This is a genomic window from Pseudomonas sp. JAI115, assembly GCF_014200835.1.
GTDB lineage: Bacteria > Pseudomonadota > Gammaproteobacteria > Pseudomonadales > Pseudomonadaceae > Aquipseudomonas > Aquipseudomonas putida_A.
Map to the genome: position 1 here is coordinate 797059 of NZ_JACHCY010000001.1, position 14304 is coordinate 811362.

The 14304-nt window shown below is 63.1% G+C and carries 12 protein-coding genes; all 12 read left to right on the plus strand.

Annotated features, from left to right (window positions below):
* Positions 1–19 precede the first annotated feature (19 nt).
* The 12 genes from HDC30_RS03560 (at position 20) to HDC30_RS03615 (ending at position 14302) form a co-directional block, all read left to right on the plus strand.
* A complete protein-coding gene (locus HDC30_RS03560) occupies positions 20–1045 on the plus strand; it encodes a polysaccharide biosynthesis/export family protein (protein WP_103367654.1) in 1026 nt (341 codons plus the stop codon).
* A gap of 17 nt (positions 1046–1062) precedes the next feature.
* Positions 1063–2655, plus strand: a complete 1593-nt coding sequence (locus HDC30_RS03565; protein ID WP_097088755.1) for a Wzz/FepE/Etk N-terminal domain-containing protein — start codon at positions 1063–1065, stop codon at positions 2653–2655.
* On the plus strand, positions 2652–3743 hold the full coding sequence (locus HDC30_RS03570) for a glycosyltransferase family 4 protein (protein ID WP_183780814.1): 1092 nt from the start codon (positions 2652–2654) through the stop codon (positions 3741–3743). Before HDC30_RS03565 ends, HDC30_RS03570 begins: the two co-directional genes overlap by 4 nt.
* Entirely contained in the window at positions 3740–5110 is a 1371-nt protein-coding gene (locus tag HDC30_RS03575) for an O-antigen ligase (protein WP_183780817.1), read from the plus strand. The genes HDC30_RS03570 and HDC30_RS03575 overlap by 4 nt, the downstream gene beginning before the upstream one ends.
* Positions 5107–6075 (plus strand): glycosyltransferase family 2 protein, encoded by a 969-nt coding sequence (locus tag HDC30_RS03580; RefSeq protein WP_115989417.1) that lies wholly within the window; start codon positions 5107–5109, stop codon positions 6073–6075. Before HDC30_RS03575 ends, HDC30_RS03580 begins: the two co-directional genes overlap by 4 nt.
* Positions 6068–7204, plus strand: a complete 1137-nt coding sequence (locus tag HDC30_RS03585; protein WP_183780821.1) for a glycosyltransferase family 2 protein — start codon at positions 6068–6070, stop codon at positions 7202–7204. Before HDC30_RS03580 ends, HDC30_RS03585 begins: the two co-directional genes overlap by 8 nt.
* A gap of 13 nt (positions 7205–7217) precedes the next feature.
* Entirely contained in the window at positions 7218–8219 is a 1002-nt protein-coding gene (locus HDC30_RS03590; protein ID WP_183780824.1) for a polysaccharide deacetylase family protein, read from the plus strand.
* Positions 8216–9520: a lipopolysaccharide biosynthesis protein gene (locus tag HDC30_RS03595; RefSeq protein WP_183780827.1), complete on the plus strand. Its 1305-nt coding sequence runs from the start codon at positions 8216–8218 to the stop codon at positions 9518–9520. The genes HDC30_RS03590 and HDC30_RS03595 overlap by 4 nt, the downstream gene beginning before the upstream one ends.
* Entirely contained in the window at positions 9517–11436 is a 1920-nt protein-coding gene (locus HDC30_RS03600; RefSeq protein ID WP_183780830.1) for a hypothetical protein, read from the plus strand. The genes HDC30_RS03595 and HDC30_RS03600 overlap by 4 nt, the downstream gene beginning before the upstream one ends.
* A gap of 215 nt (positions 11437–11651) precedes the next feature.
* Positions 11652–12341, plus strand: coding sequence for a GNAT family N-acetyltransferase (locus HDC30_RS03605; protein WP_103367646.1), 690 nt, complete (start codon positions 11652–11654; stop codon positions 12339–12341).
* A gap of 4 nt (positions 12342–12345) precedes the next feature.
* Entirely contained in the window at positions 12346–13530 is a 1185-nt protein-coding gene (locus tag HDC30_RS03610) for a GNAT family N-acetyltransferase (RefSeq protein WP_115989415.1), read from the plus strand.
* Positions 13502–14302 carry a ChbG/HpnK family deacetylase gene (locus HDC30_RS03615; protein ID WP_183780833.1) on the plus strand — a complete coding sequence of 267 codons (801 nt, stop codon included), beginning with the start codon at positions 13502–13504 and terminating at the stop codon, positions 14300–14302. The genes HDC30_RS03610 and HDC30_RS03615 overlap by 29 nt, the downstream gene beginning before the upstream one ends.
* Positions 14303–14304 lie beyond the last annotated feature (2 nt).

Here is a 14304-nt window from a genome sequence, read left to right on the forward strand (position 1 = left end):
AAACGCGAGGGATGACGCCATGAACGCCAAGATACTGGTTCTGCTGATGCTGCCGCTTGCAGGCTGCTCGAGCAATTCCGAAACCCAGAACATGCCGGTGAACATTCTCACCGCCACCCCGGCTAACGCCCAGGCCACCGACATGCCGAAGATCGAGCAGACCTTGCGCCCGCAAGACGTGCTGGATGTGATCTTCCACATCAGCACCAGCGGCTCGGACGCCTACCGCGTGCAGTCGGGTGACCAGATCGGCCTGAACTTCACCGCCGCCAGCCAGCTCAATGGCAACCAGTTGGTGCTGCCCGACGGCACCATCAACCTGCCCGGCGCCAACACCTCGGTGAAAATCGCCGGCCTGACCGCCGATGAGGCGCGCGATGAAATCCAGCGTGCCTACCAGCGCAAACAGCTGTTCCAGCCCAACCGCAATCAGTTGACGGTGCAGGTCATCAGCCCGCTGACCAATGAGCAGAACCTGAAAAGCGCACTGAATCACCCGGCCACCGGCATGAGCCGCGAGATCACCGTGGGCAATGACGGTTATGCGAGTTTTCCGGAAATCGGCGCGGTGCCGCTGCAAGGCATGACCATCAACCAACTGGAAACTTTCCTCAACCAGAAGTACGCGCAATTGCCGGGGCGGATGAGCGTCGATGTGATGCTCAAGTCCACCGCCGGCAACGAGATCTACGTGCTCGGCGAAGTCGGCCAACCGGGTTCCTACCCGATCCGCCGTCCAGTGTCGGTGCTTGAAGCGCTGACCCTGGCGCGCGGCACCAATGTCAAGGCGCGCCTCGACTCGGTGGTGATCATGCGGCGCAACGGCAACCAGGTGCAGGCCGTGCACTACGACGTGGAAAAAGCCCTGTCGGGCGATGCGTCGCAGATCGCCTACCTGCAACCGGACGACATGCTGTTTGTGCCGAAAACCAAACTGGCGAGTGCCGGTGAGCTGGCTCGGCAACTGGCGGACGTGGTGCTGTTCCAGGGCGTGGGCTTCAGCTTCGGCTACCGCGTCGACAACAAAGACAGTAACAACAACTGACTCTCAGGTGACCGATCATGAATCCAAAGGAAAACTACCTGCATGAGTTCTTCAGGATCTTCTTCGCCAACAAGCAATTGGTGAAACGGGTCTTCCTGATCTTTGCAGTCATCGCGTTGCTGCTGCCGCTGGTGCTCAAACAGAGCTTCGATATCACCGCTCAGGTGATCGTGCAGTCGAAAAAACTCTCCCAGGGTGACGCCACCACGTCACTGACGGTCGATAACGCCACCTTCATTCCGCCGTCGCTGGCGGACATGGAAACCGAAAGCAACATCCTGCGGTCCCCGGCGCTGATCCGCCAGACCATCAGCGAGCTGCGCGACAAGGGCGAGTACAACCCGCCGGTGGGCGTGTTCGCCAAACTGGTGAGCGAACCGTTCCGCCGCTATGTCACGTCGCCGCTGCGGCAGTACCTGATCAACCCGCTGCGCAACATGCTCGGGCTGCAAACCGATCCGGTGCGTGACACCGTGCTCGACGGCCTGACGCAAGATGCGATCAACAGCCTGAAGATCGAGACCCTGCCCGGCTCCAACGTGATCTCGATCGTCTACAGCTTCCCCGATCCGCATCAGGGCACGACGTTCGTCGCCACTCTGCTGCAGAACTATCTGGGCAGCCGTCAGGCGCTGCAATCGATCGACTTGCCGCAATCCTTCTACGAAACCAAGAAGCACCTGTATCAGGTGCGTCTCGACGGGCTGGAAGGTAATCGGCAGGCGCTGCTGGAAAGTGTTGCTTCGTCCGATCCGAAGGAAGAAATCACCTTCCGCCTGAACGCGATCAACACCGAAGAGCAAGCCCTGAACCTGTACCAGGATCGTCTGCTACAGAGCCAGCGCTGGCTCGAATACCTGAAAACCGCGCTGACGGCCGCCAGCAGCAACAAGCTCAACGACTACACCTTCCCCTTCACCTTCACCACCACCGTCGATAACGTGGCGTTCGAGGATCGGGAAATCAAACAGTTGGGCGAGCAACTGACCACCCAGGTCAGCCGCTACATGAATGACCTCGCGGTGTTCCAGCCCGGCAGCGAGCCGATGCTGCTGACCCGCGAACAGATCGCCCGCACCCGCCAGCAGTTCCTCAAAGTGGTGAGCAACCGCATTCAGGAACGCACCAACGACCTGGCCGTGGTGCAACAGGTGATCAATCAGAAAACCGCGCGCATCGCCGAGTTCAAGAACCGCATCCACACCTTGCAACAGACCCAGAGCAAGCTGCGGCAGATGGACACGGAAATCGACGCGCTGCACACGGCGTTCTCGACCTATGCGCAACGCTTCGCCGAAAGCAGCACCGCCGGTTCGCTCAACGACGACCTGTCGAACGCCAAGGTGCTCAGCCCGCCGTTCGAGCCGACCGAGCCGGCGTTCCCCAAACCGCTGCTGATCATTCCGTTCGGGCTGTTCACCGGTCTGCTGCTGGCGATTGCCCTGGTCTATGTGCGTGAGTTCTTCGATCACCGTTTCAAACACCCGGCGCAAATCACCCACGAACTGGGCCTGCCGGTGTTGCTGGTGATCAACGACGAAAACGTGCTGCCGAGCAATCCGCACAAGAACTGGACCGTGCCAAGCTTCGTGCACTGGGTGCGCAATTGAACACGCTGTCCACCCCGAACGCCGCGCTGCCGATCATTCACTTGCTCAGCAGCGGCGGCTTCTATGGGGCCGAGCGCATGCTGCTCGATCACTGCCTGGCGACACCGGGGCAGCACCAGGTGCTGTTCCTCGATGCACCACCGGCGTTGATCGCGCGCTTTCGCGAGGCCGGGGTGGACTGTCGTGGTTGCGCCGGGCTCGGCGAGTTGTTGCGCCACCTACGGGCGCGGCGCAGCGAACGGCCGCTGATCAATACGCACAACTTCAAAGGGCTGTTGTTCGGCTGGGTCGGCGCGACGCTGTTGCGTTTGCCGCTGGTCATTACCCAACACGGCTTCACCCCGCGCAGCCGCAAACAGAAGTTCTACACCTGGCTGAGTCTGCAGTTGTGCCGCACGGCGTCGGTGGATCGGGTGGTGTGCGTGGCCGAGAGCATCGCCGTATTGCATCGTCAGGCCAGCGTGCAGGCGGAAAAGCTTCAGGTGATCCCCAACGGATTGCCCGCCGCCGACGCGCTGATCAGCACCGTTGACCGCCAGCGCTGGCTGGCCGGTTACGTCGGGCGCCTGAGCAGCGAGAAAGGTCCGGACCTGTTTCTCGATGCGCTGATTCCGCTGTGTCACCAGCATCCGCAACTGGACGCGGTGATGCTCGGCGACGGCCCGGAACGCGAGGCGCTGCAGGCGCGGATCGACGCCGCAGGTTTGCAGCAACGGATTCGTCTGCCCGGCTACCAGACCGCCATGCAAACGTGGTGGCAGCGCCTGGATGCGCTGGTGATCAGCTCGCGCACCGAAGGCACGCCGATGATTCTGCTCGAAGCGATGCAGAGCGGCGTGCCGGTGGTGGCGTTCGCCGTCGGCGGCATTCCCGATGTGCTCGAGCACCGGCATAACGGTCTGCTGGCGACACCCGCCGACAGCGCCGACCTCGCCCGTCAGCTCGACAACCTGTTGAGCGAGCCGAAGCTGGCCCGGCATTTGTGCGACAACGCAAAGCGTACGCAACAGGATCGCTACGACCTCAAGGCCCTGGCCGAACGCTGGTCGCAGCTGTACATCCGCACGGCACGGGAGGCACGCGCATGATTTTCCCGCTCTCGATCGTCACGCTGCTCGGTCTGGTATGCATCGGACTGCTCGCCAGCCCTTATCCGTTTCTCGCACCCGGCGCGGTCATTGGCCTGGTGGGGTTCACAGTGTTGTATCGCAAGCCGGCCTTGGGCCTGCTGGGCATTGCCGCACTGGTGCCGTTCGAAGGTTTCTTCAAGGACAGCGCATTGTCCGGGAGCAAACTGATCGGCGCCTCGCTGGCGGTGATCCTGATGCTGCAACTGGCCATGCACCAGATTCCGTCCGAGCGCCTGCGCAGCAATATCTGGCGGTTTCTGCTGTGGTTCCTGGTGCTGTATTTCCTCAGCCTGTTCAACACCGATGATCTGGGCATGTCGCTGGGGCATCTGCGTGAACTGAGCGTCGGGCTGATCCTGTTTGTCATCACCCTGCTGATCGGCCGCGAACTGAATCTCGACTTGTTCGCCCGCCTGGTGACCCTGAGTGTCAGCGCCACCTGTGCCATGGCGATGTTTTCAGTCAAATTCCAGGATCAGGGCCGCGCTGCCGGTCTGCTTGAAGACCCCAACGCCTTCGCCCTGCTGATCGCCTTCGCCATTCCGTTGGCGCTGCTGCTGGTGATTCGTGGGCCGAATCTGTTGCACCGCTTGTTCTGGGGCGCTTGCTGCCTGCTGCTGCTGGGCGGCATGACCAAGACCGAGTCGCGCTCGGGACTGGTGGTGGTGGCCTTGAGTCTGCTGATCGGCTGCTGGCACTACCGCGCGCAACTGACCCGCATTCGCCCACGGCACCTGGGGTTCGCCATGCTCGGCGCAGCCATCGTGATTCCGCTGGCGATCTACGCCATGCCCGCCGGTTACCTCGCACGCATTCAGTCCCTGAGCGTGTTGAGCGCCGGCGCCAAGGGCCACGACGACGAATCCCTCGGCCGGCGCGCCTCGTACATCGTGGTCGGCGGGCAGATGATCCGCGAGAACCCGCTGCTCGGCTCCGGCCCCGGCACCTTCCCGCTGCACTACGCGACCACCGGCTACGCCAAGGCGTTTTCCGCCAACCGCAAGATCGGTGACCTGTACCGCCGCGCCCACAACACCTATCTGGAAATTTTCAGTGAGCTGGGGATCCCCGCCGGCCTGCTGTTTGTCGGCATGCTCGGCCTGGGCCTGTACAACCTGATCCGCGCCCGCGCCGCGTGGATGCTGCGGCGCGATTGGCAGCAGGCGGACCTGATGACTCACCTCGGGGTGAGCTTTCTGTCGCTGACCCTGTTCCTGATGTTCCTCAGCGCACCGAACCAGAAGTACGTGTGGATCATGCTCGCGCTGACCAGCGTCCTGCGCCTCAAGGCCGAACAGGCGCCACTGACCGAGGCCAGAACATGAGCCGGATCAGCATCATCATCCCGATGTACAACGAGGCCCGGCACATCGGCCGTACGCTGCTGGCGGCGCAAAAAGCCGCACATGCGGCCGATGTCGAGTGCGAGTTGATTGTGGTCGACAACGGTTCGAGCGACGACGGCCCGCACATCGCCCGCCAGTTCGGTGCACAGGTGCTGGTGCTGCCGGGCCTGCTGATCGGTGCGCTGCGCAATCGCGGTGCGCTGCTGGCAAGCGGCGAGTGGATCGCGTTTATCGATGCCGACGTCGAGATGCCCGAAGACTGGCTCAAGCCCTTGTTCGAGCTGCAAGCCGAGGGTCAGGCCGACGTGTTCGGCCTCGACCTGCACACCCCCGCTGCCGCGCCGTGGTACGCCGCCGCCTGGCAACGGCGCACGCTGCGCCCGTCCAGCCAGAGCTCGCACCCGGTGGACTGGCTGCCCAGTTCCAACCTGCTGATGCGCCGGTGCTGGTTCGACAAGGTTGGCGGCTTCAACGAACACCTGCGCACCGGCGAGGACAAGGAGTTCACCCTGCGCCTGCACGAACAAGGCGCGCGGCTGCTGTCGGTGAACAGCAGCGTGGCCCTGCATTGGGGCTATGAGATGAACTGGCGCGAGTGGATGGGCAAGGAAATGTGGCGTCAGGGCAGTCATCTGCAACTGCTGCGTACTCACGGTTTCAGCCTGCGTCTGTTGCGCTTTCCGCTGCTGTCGATTGCGGTGTGGATCCTCGACTTTCTGGCGATTTCAGCGTTGCTCGACGGCTTCCCGCATCACGCCGCGTTCATGGTCGCGTTGACCCTCCTGCCGGGGCTGGTGCTAAGCGTGCGGCAGAGTATCAAACACCACGACATCGGCCTGACCGTGCAACTGTGGGGCCTGCACTGGGTGCGTCTGCACCTGGCGGGCGCCGCGTTCATTCTCAGTCTGTGTCATTGGAACGCCAGGAGGCCTGCCCGTGGCTGAATTCATTTTCTGGATGTGCCTGTTGCTGCCGGTGTATGCCTACCTTGGCTACCCGCTTCTGCTGACTGTGCTGGCGCCGCTGTTCCCGGCCTGGCGCCACAGCCCGGCGCCGCCGCTGAACATCAGCATCGTGATTGCCGCGCACAATGAGGCGCGGCACATCGAGCACAAGTTGCGCACGCTGCTGGCGCAGGACTATCAGCCGGCCACGCTGCAGATCATTCTCGCCAGCGATGGCTCGACCGACGACACCGTGGCCCGCGCGCACAAAGTGGTTGATTCGCGCATCACTGTCCTCGACCTGCCGCGCCAAGGCAAAGCCGCGACGCTGAATGCCGGCGTAGCCCTGGCGACTGGCGATATTCTGGTGTTCACCGACGCCGACAACCAATGGTCGCGGGAAACCCTCGGCTACCTGCTCGCACCGCTGAGTGACGCGAATGTCGGCGCCTGCGCCGGGCACATGGTGATTCCAGTGACCGGCGGCGGCCTCAGCGTCGGCGACAGCCTGTACCGGCATTACGAAGGCTGGCTGCGTCGGGTGGAGAATCGCACCGGCTGCATGGTCTCGGCCGACGGCGCCCTGCTCGCCCTGCGCCGCGAGCTGTTCCAGAGCGTGCCGGCGGAGGTCAACGACGACTTCTTTCTCAGCACCTGTGCACCGGTGGCCTTCAAGCGCATTGTGTACGTGCCCGAGGCGCAAGTGATCGACCACGGTGTCGACGAAGCGGACAAACAGTTCCGCCGCCGTCAACGCGTCACCGTCGGTGGCCTGCAAAGCCTCGCCCAGCGCAGTGAGCTGCTCAACCCACTCAAACATGGCCTGTATTCGCTGGCGCTGATCAGCCACAAACTGATTCGGCGCCTGGCACCGATCCTCCTGCTGCCGCTGCTGCTGAGCAACTTCTGGCTGTGGGACGACCACGGTTTCTATCGACTGGCCCTGATCGCCCAACTGTTCGGCTACGCCATTGCGCTGGCCGGACTGCTGGACTCGCAACATCGCTTGCCCAAACCGTTTCGTCTGGCCGCGTTCCTGCTGGTCACCCTCGCCGGGATGAGTCTCGGCCTGTGGCAGTTCCTGCGCGGCCACCGATATGCCCAGTGGAACCCTGAACAGAACCGTTGAGAGGACCGAAGCCATGGCGATCAAACAATTAATAAAACGCACCAGTGGCTGGCTTTACCTCAACTCGCCCGTGGGACGAAACCAGTTGCACGGCGCCGGGGTGATCCTGATGCTGCACCGGGTGCTGGCCAACGACCGCGCCGCCGACTTGCCGCACCGCAATGAGCTGTGTGTCGGGCCCAAGGCGTTCGAACACCTGCTGATGTGGCTGCGCCGGCACTTCGATTGCGTGCCGCTGATGGACATCCTCACGCCCACCGTACTGCGCAGCGAACGCCCAAGGGTGGCGCTGACCTTCGACGATGGCTGGCGCGACAACGCGGTCAATGCGTTCCCATTGCTGCAAAAACATCAGGTGCCAGCGAGCATTTTTCTCTCCACCGATTTCATCGGCAGCCGTCAGCGCTTCTGGTGGGAAAGCCTTGGCGAAACCCTGTGGGGCAGCCACGGCGAAAAGGCCCGCATGCATCTGATCGAATGCCTGCACATGATCCACCATCCGGTGCCGGTGCTGGTGGATGACATCGACGTTGATCGCCGCAGCCTGTCGCTGCTGCATTACCTGCAAAGCCTGAAAAACCTTGAACCGGCGATGCTCGAACGCCTCACCGACGAATGCCCGCCCGAAGCGCAGCCGCAAGCGCTGGACTGGCATCAGGTACGGGCGCTGGAAGCCTCGGGGCTGGTGCGCTTCGGCCCGCACGGCGCCAGCCACGCGATCCTCACTGAACTGGACGATGTGCGCCTGAGCGAAGAAATCAGCCGCAGCCGCGACGCCTTGAGCAACGGCTGTAACCGGCCGTTACCGGTGTATTGCTACCCCAACGGCAACAACGACGAGCGAGTAAGAAAACAGATTGCCGCGCACGATTATCCGTTCGCGCTGGGCACCGGCACCGGCATCTATCGCGGTGAAGGCGATCCGCTGAACCTGCCGCGTTTCGGTGTCAGCCAGCGTACTGCGCGCAATCCTGAGCTGCTTTCGTGGCGCATCTTTCGTGGCAACCGCCCATGAGCCGCAGCCATTACCTCAAGCATCTGGCGCTGAGCATGGGCACCAAACTGGCGATGATCGCCTTGCGCCTGCTGCGTAACGTGTTGCTGGCGCGGATCCTAGGGCCGAGTGAGCGCGGGTTGTTCGCGCTGCTTAGCACCCTGCCCGATCTGATCAGCGCTGCCACCAGTGGCGGGTTGAATTCAGCCGTCGGTTATCAGGCCGCCAAACAACGGCCGATGGGCCTGCTGCTGAGTCAGGTGCTGGTGTTCGGTTGCTTGCTCGCGGGTCTGCTGACCCTGCTGGTGGTGGCGCTGGTACGTGAGTTCGGCAGTGAACTGGATGTCACCGTGCAGCTTGGTCTGCTGGCGTGGCTGTTGCTGCTGGCGGTGCCGCTGACCGTGCTGAAAAGCGGCCTGCTGACCCTGCACAACGCCTCCGGCGGCGTGGTCGCGTTCAACGCCTTGCGCCTGACCGAATCACTGGCGCCGTTGCTGCTGTTTCTCGCGCTGTTCTGGATGTGGAAAAGCGCGGCACTGGAAGCGGCGCTGATCAGTTGGCTGGCCGGGATCAGCCTGGTGGTGCTGGCCGGTTGGGTCTGGCTCAAACGCGCGCAACCGCTGCAACTGCAATGGGATCGCGCCAGCCAGAACGAACTGCTGCGCTACAGCGCGCGCAGCCATCCGGATCTGCTATTCCAGCAAGTGATTCTGCGCTCGGATTACCTGTTCATCGGCGCCCTGCTCGGCAGCACCGCGCTGGGTCATTACGCGATGGCCAGCGCCGCCGCCGAACTGCTGCTGATCGTGCCGGAAGCGGTTACCACGCCGCTGATGAAACGCCTGTTGCAACAGGACGAAGGCATGGACAAGGTCACTCCGCTGGCCCTGCGCCTGACCGCCACGGTGATGCTCGGCGCGTGCCTGAGCATGGCCGTGATCGGCAACTGGCTGATCGTCACCCTGTTCGGCATCGCCTACCAACCGGCGTTTCCAGCGCTGCTCGCCTTGCTGCCGGGGCTGCTCGGCCTGTGCTACGCGAGCATCCTGCGTCTGGACCTGCTGGGGAAAAACCGCCCCGACACGGTGTCGCTGCTGATGGGCCTCGGCGCCCTGCTCAATCTGGCGCTGAACCTGGTGTTGATTCCGGCCTACGGCATCGTTGGCGCAGCGGCGGCTTCATCGATTGCCTATCTGGCGGTGACGGTGGCGATGCTGGTGTTGTACTGCCGTCTGAGCGGCGTGGCGTTCTGGCAAACTTTGATCATCCTGCCCAGCGACATCGCGCCGATGTGGCAGATGTTGCAACGGAAGGCCGCATGAAAGGCCTGGTCCTGCTGCTCGGTCTCGGCCTGTCGCTGGATGCCTTTGCCGCGTCGATGCGCTGGGGCGAGATCCGCGACGGCAGCCTGTATCTGCAAACCGACCGCCCGGACACCGTGACCGTGCGCTGGACACCCGCGTGGCAGGCCGACGCCAACGAAGAGCATCTGTACCTGCTCGACGGCCAGGGCAAATTGCAGGGCGAACGCTTGATCAAGGCCAGCGAAACCCGCGGCACCCAGAGCTGGGCGTTGCTGCCGGGTGCCGCCAGTTATCGCCTGGAAATTCCCGGCTACAGCTTCCGCAATTACCGGGTCGAACACGACGAGCACACGGTGGCGCTGTTCGAACCGGCCAAGGTGCATTTCAGCGCGCAGACGCAGAACGGCGACGAGTTGTATTTCAAGGTCGCGCCGGGGGAACACGCGGTACTCGCCGGCAAGTTCCATGGCGGAGTGAATGCTCTGCAAGCGCAACGGGTCGGCGACGATAAGCCACTGACGCTAACGCTCAAACCCTATCGCGCCTACTGGCAGTTCGATCAACTGGCGTTACCGGTCAGCGAGCGCGAACAGGTCTGGCGCCTGCGCCTGCAAGGCAGCGGCAAAGCGGCGTTCTGGCTCGACGGCACGGCCAATCGGTTTGCGCAAACTCCGCAGCAACTCAAACCCGTGCGCGAAGAGACCGGCCAGATCCACTTGACCCTGCACGACAAAATCCTCGGGCGCACCCCGGATCTGGGCATCGCCCTGCCCTACGTGATGCCGCCCGCCAGTAGTCACGCGGTGCTGGATGCGCTGAAAGCGACCGCCGCCAGCTACTACAGTTTTGTCGATGTCACGGCGAAGAATCCGCACTTCGAAGACGCGTTTCGTCTGGCTTATCAGGAGCGCTTCGGCATTCATCAGGACATCACCCTGCTCGCCGGCAGCCAGCGTCAGGCCGATCTGCGCGCCGACGTGCAAAGCAATGGCGGCCTCGATGCATGGCTGGCCGGCACCCGCGCCTTGGGCGGCAAAGGCACGCACTACATCGGTTTTGCCGATGAGCCGAACCTCAACTATTCGAGCTTCGAGCAATACCGGGCAATTTTCGCCAGCATGGCCAGGCAAGTGCGCAGCGATCCGGCGAATGCCAAGGCTGGCGTGCGCATCGCCATGCCGGCCAGTTCACGGCTGGTCAACGGGCCGTTCGCCGATAACGCGGCAGACAAGCGTGGCATCGACTGGGCGCGGCGCTTGCTCGACGAATCCGCCGAGCAGATCGACGCACTGGCGTGGCACGAATGGATGATCCGCGACCTGCTCGCCACCCGGGTCTACCGCGACAGCGTGCACCGCGCCGCCGAACTGGTCGGCCTCGACGCCCACGGTCAGCCGCGCAAAGCCTTGCTGCTGGATCAGACCAATATGTCCAGTGGTTCCAGCCTCAGCCCCTACGATCAGGAGACGCACTACGCCTCGCTGTGGTGGGCGTCGGTGGTGATCAACGCTTCGCAGGACGGTTTGCTGACGATGCTCAACTGGTTTCAGGCCGCCGATGAACCGCAGTATCCCAAGGGCATGATCCGGGTTTTGGGCGATGAGCGTTTTGAGCTGAAACCGGTGGGTCTGGCCCAGCAGTTCATCGCGCAGCATTGGCTGCACCAGGTGCTGTGGCTGGAGAACGATGGCTTTGAAGTCGATGTGCTGGCGATGGCCGGCGACGAGCAGCGGGGCCTGCTCGGTTTGAACAAAGGCACGCGTTTGCAACGTGTTGACCTGAGTGGCGCCAAGTGCCCGCTGAACAACGGTGCGCTGCGTTACTTCGGCACGGACAACCGCAGCCGCGACGCACCATTCGCCTGCCGCGACGGACGCGTCAGCTTCGACTTGCCAGGGGAAACCCTGTTCGCCCTGAGCTGGAGCGCGTCATGAACCCAATTCCGAATATCAGAAAAGGTAAAGCGAACAAAGATTTGTGGGTAGGGAGTTTTTGTGGCGAGGGGATTTATCCCCGATCGGCTGCGCAGCAGTCGTCGCTTTTAGCCTGTAAATGCGGGGCCGCTTCGCAGCCCATCGGGGATAAATCCCCTCGCCACAGAGCCCCTCGCCACAGTTGTTCGCCCTGCCGGAACGCCGGAGTACAGAACATGGGTACCGTCAGCAAACTCAGCCAGCACATCAAACAAAAAGGCCTGCGCGCCACCCTCGCCAAGGCGTGGAAGCACTACGTGTTTTTTCATCAGGAATTGCTGTGGATGGAGCGCGACCTGGTCAGTCCGGTGCCACCGCACAGCCTCAAACCGTATCCGCCACTGCGGGTGGTGAAGATCACCGCCGACAACGCCAGCGCCTTTGCCCGCTACTTCGGCGATCGCGTCGGGACCATGGCCGAGCTGGCCAACGAAGGCCACACCGGACACATGCACCTGGACGATCAGGGCGATGCCGTGGCGTTCATCTGGGGCAGCGCACGGGACTACTTCGACCGGCATTACTACGGCTGCCTGTTCCCGGTGAAACCCGGCGAGTTCTTCGAATTCGGCGGCGAGCTGACCCGTGCCTACTGGGGCACCGAACTCTCGGTGGACCTGCAACTGGAACTGTGGAAAGCCATGGCCGCCCAGGGCTGCGACAAGGTGGTGGACGTCTGCGAGTTCCACAACGTCCCGGCGCTGAAACTGCACTTGCGCATGGGTTACACCGAGCAAGGCCGGATCATGAATGTCTACACCCTGTTCGGTCGCTGGCGCTTCTACCGCGAAACCCGCTACAGCGGTTCGCGACTGGATGCGCTGCGCAAACCGTCCCGTCCACCTGTCACAGCCACGGCGGTCTGAGCCTATGACGGCGCGATTCGAATGGCGCACTTCACTGTGCGCCGCCGACTTCCCGGCAGCCGCCTATGAAGCGCTGCGCCTGCAGGTGACGGATCACACGCCGTTCAACCACCTGGGCTGGTTGTGCGCGGCGGAGCAGGCACTGGGCGCGGGTGAGCGCCTGCACATCCTGCTCGGTTGGGAAGCGGACGAATTGCGCCTGTGCCTGCCGCTGGTAGCGGGCCGTGAGCGCTTTGCCGGCGTGCCGTTTCGTGTACTGCACCACTTGGGATATCCGCTGGCGGACCGGCTGGCGCTGCTGTCATTGCTCAAGGGCGAAGACATGCGCGAAGCCTTGCACCTGATCCGCCGACAGCTGCCGCACGCCCTGCTGCAACTCAACGAATTGTCCGAGCCGGCGGGTGAGGAAAGCGCCCTGACCGAATGGATGGCCCACAGTTCTGCGGGCGAACGCCGCCTCAGTTGCCGGGTGCCGGTGCATCTGATCAGCGACGCAGATCACCAGGAGGTCTCCGGCGACCCGCGCTACAAGCTGCGACGGGCGCGCAAACGAATTGTCGCGTGTGGCGCCCAGGTGCGGCGCATCTGCCCCGACGCGCTGAGCATGGGCCCGCTGTTGCGAGCAATCAGCGAAGTCGAAGCGGTGAGCTGGAAAGGTGACGAAGGCGTGGGGATCTTTGCCAGCGAGCGCAGTCGGCAATGGATCGAACGCGCCTTCACCGCCCTCGCCGGCCAGGGCCTGGTGCGGGTGGTGACGCTGGAACTCAACGGGCGTTGCATCAGCTATCGCCTCGGCTTGCTGGAACAGGGTCGACTCTACGATTACAACCTCGCGTTCCTGCCGCAATACGCCGATCTGGGCAGCGGCCGGGTGTTGCTGGAGGAATGGATTCGCTGGGGGCTGGACGAGCATTGGCGCTGGATCGATGCCTCGCGGGTCAGCCTGGAAAACTCCAGCCACCAACTGCACGAACGCATGACCGGACAACTGGAACACTGGCGCTGGAGCTTCTATTCCTGGCGCCCCAGCGGGATGTTGCTGGGGCTGGGGTTGCGCCTCTGGCAGCGCTTGAAACCGACGGTGCAGCAATGGCGTGCGCGACGTGCGGCCAGACCGGCATCGGCGCCCACACCTGTCGTCATCACCACGGAGGGCGATCATGCCTCGCCAAGTCATAGTCAACGCTGACGATTTCGGTTTGAGCCCGAACGAAAACGCGACGATCTTCGCCGCGTTTCAGGCCGGGGTCATCAGCTCGGCCACGGCCATGGCCAACATGCCGGCGTTCGAAGCAGCCTGCGCGATGGCCCGGCATCCGTCACTGCAAGGTCGGGTCGGGTTGCATTTCAACCTGACCTACGGGCGACCGCTGAGTACCTCGATCCTGCGCAGTCGAACCTTCTGCGACGGCCACGGCGTGTTCGACCTCAGCCTGCCACGGCACAACTTTTGGCTCAGTCGCGAAGATCGCGACGCGGTGCGGGAAGAGTTGCAGGCGCAGTGGCAGCGCTGTGTCGAACATGGCGTGCGACCTAGCCATATCGACTCGCATCAGCACGTACACAACATCTGGCCGATCGGCGAAATCGTCGCGCGCTTTGCTGCCCATCAAGGCGTGCCGATTCGCTTGGCGCGCAACCTGGGGCAGAACCTCAGTCTGCCGAAACGCATATTCAAAAGTTTGCTCAACTGGCGCTTGCAGAGTCTGGCCGGAGCCACGGCGGACTATGTGTGCACGCCGGTGGATCTGCGTAACGACCCCGCGCCGAGCGACGGCGTGCTGGAAGTCGTTGCCCACCCGAATCAGCTTGGCAACGATTTCGGTGATGCCTACCTCAATCCCGGAGAATCCCTGAGCCGCGTGCTGGAGCAGCGACTGCCGGGTGTGCCACGGGTGTCCTATGCCGATCTGCACAAGGATTTTTTACGGGGTGCCGCGGCACTCGATCGACCTACATAACT